Origin of the sequence: Methylobacterium sp. WL116 (genome assembly GCF_008039455.1) — a bacterium.
GTDB lineage: Bacteria > Pseudomonadota > Alphaproteobacteria > Rhizobiales > Beijerinckiaceae > Methylobacterium.
On sequence record NZ_VRUV01000357.1, the window covers coordinates 1 to 4,811 of the forward strand.

The 4,811-nt window shown below is 73.1% G+C and carries 5 protein-coding genes and 2 pseudogenes; 2 read left to right on the top strand and 5 right to left on the bottom strand.

Annotation, left to right across the window (positions count from 1 at the left end; all coding sequences use genetic code 11):
* From FV223_RS20285 to FV223_RS20295, 3 genes and pseudogenes are all read right to left on the bottom strand, one after another.
* Window positions 1-575, bottom strand: a pseudogene (locus tag FV223_RS20285) (two-component sensor histidine kinase); the annotation flags it as partial.
* On the bottom strand, window positions 572-1,291 hold the full coding sequence (locus FV223_RS20290; protein WP_147728697.1) for a response regulator: 720 nt from the start codon (window positions 1,289-1,291) through the stop codon (window positions 572-574). The gene FV223_RS20290 and the pseudogene FV223_RS20285, both read right to left, overlap by 4 nt.
* Before the next feature lie 192 nt (window positions 1,292-1,483).
* Window positions 1,484-2,422, bottom strand: a complete 939-nt coding sequence (locus FV223_RS20295) for a glyoxylate/hydroxypyruvate reductase A (protein WP_147728698.1) — start codon at window positions 2,420-2,422, stop codon at window positions 1,484-1,486.
* A gap of 178 nt (window positions 2,423-2,600) precedes the next feature.
* On the opposite strand from FV223_RS20295, the gene FV223_RS20300 reads away from it, so the two are divergent.
* Together FV223_RS20300 and FV223_RS20305 are read left to right on the top strand one after the other, a co-directional pair.
* Complete coding sequence (locus tag FV223_RS20300; RefSeq protein ID WP_147728699.1) at window positions 2,601-2,996, top strand: VOC family protein; 396 nt, start codon at window positions 2,601-2,603, stop codon at window positions 2,994-2,996.
* Window positions 2,997-3,019: 23 nt separating this feature from the next.
* Window positions 3,020-3,616: a histidine phosphatase family protein gene (locus FV223_RS20305; protein ID WP_147728700.1), complete on the top strand. Its 597-nt coding sequence runs from the start codon at window positions 3,020-3,022 to the stop codon at window positions 3,614-3,616.
* Window positions 3,617-3,636: 20 nt separating this feature from the next.
* Here FV223_RS20305 and FV223_RS20310 read toward each other — a convergent pair whose 3' ends face one another.
* Together FV223_RS20310 and FV223_RS20315 are read right to left on the bottom strand one after the other, a co-directional pair.
* Window positions 3,637-4,350, bottom strand: coding sequence for a hypothetical protein (locus FV223_RS20310; RefSeq protein WP_147728701.1), 714 nt, complete (start codon window positions 4,348-4,350; stop codon window positions 3,637-3,639).
* A 73-nt stretch (window positions 4,351-4,423) separates the two neighbouring features.
* Window positions 4,424-4,811, bottom strand: a pseudogene (locus FV223_RS20315) (nickel transporter); the annotation flags it as partial.

Sequence of the window (4,811 nt, forward strand, 5' to 3'; positions counted from 1 at the left end):
AGCCGCGCCAGAGGCGCCGTCAGCGCCCGCGTCGCCCACACCGAGAGCAGCGCCAGCGTCAGGGCGAGGAAGATCACGGTGAAGATGATCGCGCCTTCGTGCGGCGGCCTGAGCGGGTCGTCGGGCAGGCTCGCCTGCAGCCGCGCACCGTTCGGCGTCACGATCCCGAGGCGGAGGTAGCCGTCGGCGCGCATCTCCGGCCCGCCGATCTCGACCACGGTCAGCGCCCGGCCGAAGCCGTTGCGCAGGCGGCGGACGACCGGGCGGTTGAGGCCTTCGCCCTCGGCAGCGGTCCCGGTCCAGGGCGCGATCTGAAGGTTCGGCACGCTGCGTGCCGCATTCGCCAGCAGGGCGTCGCGGTCCGGCACGGGAGCGTTGTCGAGGAGGCGGGCGACGATCGCGAGGCGCCCTGCCGCGACGCCGGGATGGTCGTCCGGCTTCCAGGGCTCGCGCAGGAGCACGAAGGCCGTGGTCGCGACCGCGTGCGCGACGACGATCGCGGCCACCACGAGCAGGGCGATCTGCCCGGCGACGCTGCGCGGGCGCAGGCGGCTCCGGATCCGGCCGAACCTCATGAGCGCGTCACCTCCGGCGTGAACAGGTAGCCGCCCGAGCGGATCGTGCGGATGATCTCGGGGTTGCGCGAATCGCGCTCGATCTTCTGGCGGATCCGGCTCACGAGCACGTCGATGCTGCGCTCGAACGGGCCGGCGCTGCGCCCCTGGGTCAGGTCGAGGAGCTGGTCGCGCGAGAGCACGCGGCCCGGGCGCAGGCACAGGGCATGGAGCAGGTCGAACTCCGCGCCGGTGATCGAGATGCGCGCGCCCTCCGCGCTCAGCACCTGCCGCAGCGAGACGTCGAGCGTCCAGCCGACGAAGTGCATCCGGCGCGCGCCCTCCTCCTCCGCCACCTCGTTGCCGGTGCGGCGCAGGACGGCGCGGATGCGGGCCAGCAGCTCGCGCGGGTTGAACGGCTTGGCGAGATAGTCGTCGGCGCCGATCTCGAGGCCGACGATGCGGTCGATCTCCTCGGCCTTGGCGGTGAGCATCAGGATCGGGATCGCTGAGCTCGCGCGCAGGCGCCGGCACAGGCTGAGGCCGTCCTCGCCCGGCAGCATCAGGTCGAGGACGATGAGGTCGACCCGGCCGTCGGCCAGCGCCCGGTCCATCTCCGCGCCGTCGCCGGCGAGGGTGACGCGGCAGGCGTTGCCGCGGAGGTAGCGCGCGACCAGGTTCGCGATCTCGCGGTCGTCCTCGACGATCAGGATATGCGGGCTGGCAGGCGCGTTCATCGGCGGTCGTCTTCGGTCGCGTCCCGACGGGACTTCGCGGCTCCTTATGGCCCGAGACGCGCGACAATCGAAGATGGGGGGCGGCGGCAAATTTGTAACGGCGTGTTTCCCATGCGCGTTTCGGTGTGCGGCATCTCGAGGACGCAAGACGTTGCGTCCGCGAAACCACGCGACAGCTTGCGGCGACGGCGATCAGTACCCGCGGGCTCTGTCCACGCCCGCCGGCACCCGTCCGGTGCTGCGGAAGGCCGCCACGGCCCCGGCGACGATCGCGGCCGCCGAGGCTTCGTCGGTCGGCGCCGCGACGTGGGGCAGGGCCGTGACGTTCGGGTGGTCCCAGGCCGGGTGGTCGCGGGGCAGCGGCTCCTGCGCGAACACGTCGAGCACCGCGTGCCCGACCCGTCCGTCATCGAGCGCCGGCCACAGGTCGGCCTCGACGAGGTGGGCGCCGCGGCCGAAGTTGATCACGCCGGCACCCGGCGCCAGCCGGGCGAAGCAGTCGCGATCGAGGATGCCGCGGGTCTCGGCGGTGAGCGGCAGCAGGTTGACGAGGTAGGCCGCGCCGTCCAGCGCCGTGCCGAGGCCGTCGCGGCCGGAATGCGCAATCAACCCCGGAATCGCGGTGCCCGATCGGCTCCAGCCGCGCACGGGAAAGCCGAGCCCGAGCAGCAGCTCGGCCGAGGCCCGCCCCATCTCGCCCATCCCGAGGATCGCGACCGGGCACGCGCCGGCCGCGCGGGCTGGGTGCTGGCGCCATTCGCGGCGGCGTTGCTGCGCGGCGTAGAGCGGGAGATCGCGGTGCAGCGCGAGCACGCAGGCCGCGACGGTCTCGGCCATCGTTCGCGCCAGCGTCGGATCGACGAGACGGACGATGGGGACCGGCGGCAGCGTCGCGTCCTGCAGCAGGCGCTCGACGCCGGCCCACAGGCTGTACACCCAAGCGAGCGCCGGCAGTCCGGCCAGCGCTCCCGGAACCGGGTTGGCGACGATCGCGATCGCGACCGTCGAGCGATCGAACTCGTCGGCAGCCGTCACGATGCGCTCGCCCGGCATCGCGCGGGCGAGCGCGTCGCGCCAGATCGCTTCCTCGGCGGGCGATTGGCTGGTGGCGAGCAGGATGGGCTCAGGCATGAGGGCGCCTCGATCGGTCGACAGGGTTGCTGATAGCCTCGGCATCGGCTTCGAACGGGCCTCCGTGGCCATCGGCGCGGGGCTGCCTGCGGTTCGGCGCAGGGCTCCCGGCCTTTTCGGATCGGTTCTTCGCGCCAGATATCGGCTTCACTCCCTCGATCCGACCTGTGAGCGAAGAATGGCCAAGCCCGTCCATGCGATGATCCGCGTCCGCGACGAGGCGCGCTCGGTCGCCTATTACGAGGCGGCCTTCGGGCTCGCCATCTCCGACCGCTTCGACTTTTCCGATTTCACCCTGGTGTACATGCGCGCGCCGGATTCGCCCTTCGAGATCGAGCTGACGGTCAACAAGGACCGGACCGAGGCCTACGACCTCGGCGACGGTTACGGCCACGTCGCCGTCACCGTCGCGGATCTCGCCGCCGAGCACGCCCGCTTCACCCGCGAGGGGCTGCCGGCGACGGACATGAAAACGCTCAAGCACGGCGACACCGAGCTGGCGCGGTTCTTCTTCGCCACGGACCCCGACGGCTACAAGATCGAGGTGATCCAGCGCGGCGGCCGCTTCGCCTGACCCCGACACGAACCGACGAGACCATGACCCGCATGAACGGCCCGACCCGCATCGTCTGCCTCCGCCACGGCGAATCGACCTTCAACGCCGCCCACCGCGCGACCGGCCGCGATCCCGACCATCGCGACGCCCGCCTGACGCCGCGCGGCCGGGAGCAGGCGCGCGCGGCGCGGGCGGCGCTCTCCGAGATCCCGTTCGACCTCGTGGTGGTCTCGCCGCTGACCCGCGCGATCGAGACGACCGCGCTGGTCTTCGCCGACCATCCGGCCGAGCCGAAGCTCCTCGTCGAGGTGCTGCATCGGGAGTGCCAGGAGAGCAGCTGCGACGTCGGCCGGGTCGCCTCCGAGATCGCGGCGGAGTTCCCGCATCTGGACGTGGGGCACCTGCCCGAGGTGTGGTGGCACGCCGAGGAGGGGTCCGACGTCGGCGGTCATCCGGTCGAGCCGAGGCACCTGTTCGACCAGCGCGTCGCCGGGTTTCGCGAATGGCTGCGCGCGCGGCCCGAGCGGACGATCGCAGTGGTCGGCCACGGCACGTTCTTCTTCCACCTCACCGGCGTCTGGCTCGACAACTGCGAGACCGTCGAGCTCGATCTCGACGCGGCTTCCGCCGCCGCCTGACGCGAACGCGTGATCGCGGCTCAGGCGTGCGCGGCCGATCGGGCGGCATCGAGGCGGTCGCGCGCGGCGAACAGGTCGATGTCGGGCGCCTGCCGCCCGATCCGCAGCGCGCCGTCGAGGATCACGGCCGCCCGCGCCCACGTGCCCGGGGCGAACGGCGCCACCCCCTCGGCGATCTCGGCCGCGCAGCGCGGATCCTCCGCTGCGCGGATCGCCGCGCTTGCGGTGCGGGAGACCGCGGCCGCCAATGCTCCGGAGACCCAGGCGCGCTGACCCGATGCGGCCTGCGCTCGCGCTCCACCCGCCCAGGCGGCCGAACGCGCGGCCGCCAGCGCCTCGTCGAGATCCGCCGCGGCGGGGCAGCGGGTGGTGAGGGCGGCGAATCCGGCCCGCTCGAGCAGCGGCGGCAGAAGGCTGCGGATGCTTTCGAGGGCCAGAAAGGCCGTCCGCTCCGCCTCGACCGCCGGCGTGTCGGCGGAGCCGGACAGGCGCAGGACGAAGGCCATCAAGCGGTGGCGCTCGCCGTCCGGCATCGCGTCGTTGAGGCCGAGCGCGTAGGCCGCGAGCGGGCGCGAGAAGCAGGGCGGGCATTCGTCGCTCGACCGGATCGCGCGGTAGGGCAGCCCCGCGGCGACGAGGGCCGCCTCGTTGATGCAGGTGCCGCCGTCGGGTCCCGGAAACGGGTGCGAGCCCGAGAGTAGCCGCCAGTTCAGGATGTGGTCGAACCCTGCCATGCGGCGCCTCGCGTGCTGGGCTCTTCGCCCGGACCGGAGCGTGGCATGGCGGCGTGCCGTTGGCGAGGGGCGATCAGCCGCCGATGTCGAGCGCGAGGCCCGACAGCATCGCCAGCCCCAGCACCAGCACGAAGGCGCCGGCCAGCAGCTCGAGCGCGCCGATCGCCACGACGCCCGCGCGTCCGCGACCGCCGGCGATCCGCAGGGCGGCGCCCTTGGCGAAGACCGCGAGGCTCGCCAGCGCGCCGGTGGTGAGCGCCGTGCCGAGCGCCATGGCGAAGACCGCGAGGACGCCCGCAGCCAGCATGTTCTGCGCGGCGGCGAAGACCAGGATCAGCACCGCTCCGGCGCATGGTCGCGAACCGGCGGCGGCGATCACGCCGGCGCGCTCCCGCCAGGTGTCGAGCGTTTCGAGCGCCCGCGCGTCGGCGAGGCGGGCATGGCCGCATTCGGGCCCGCAG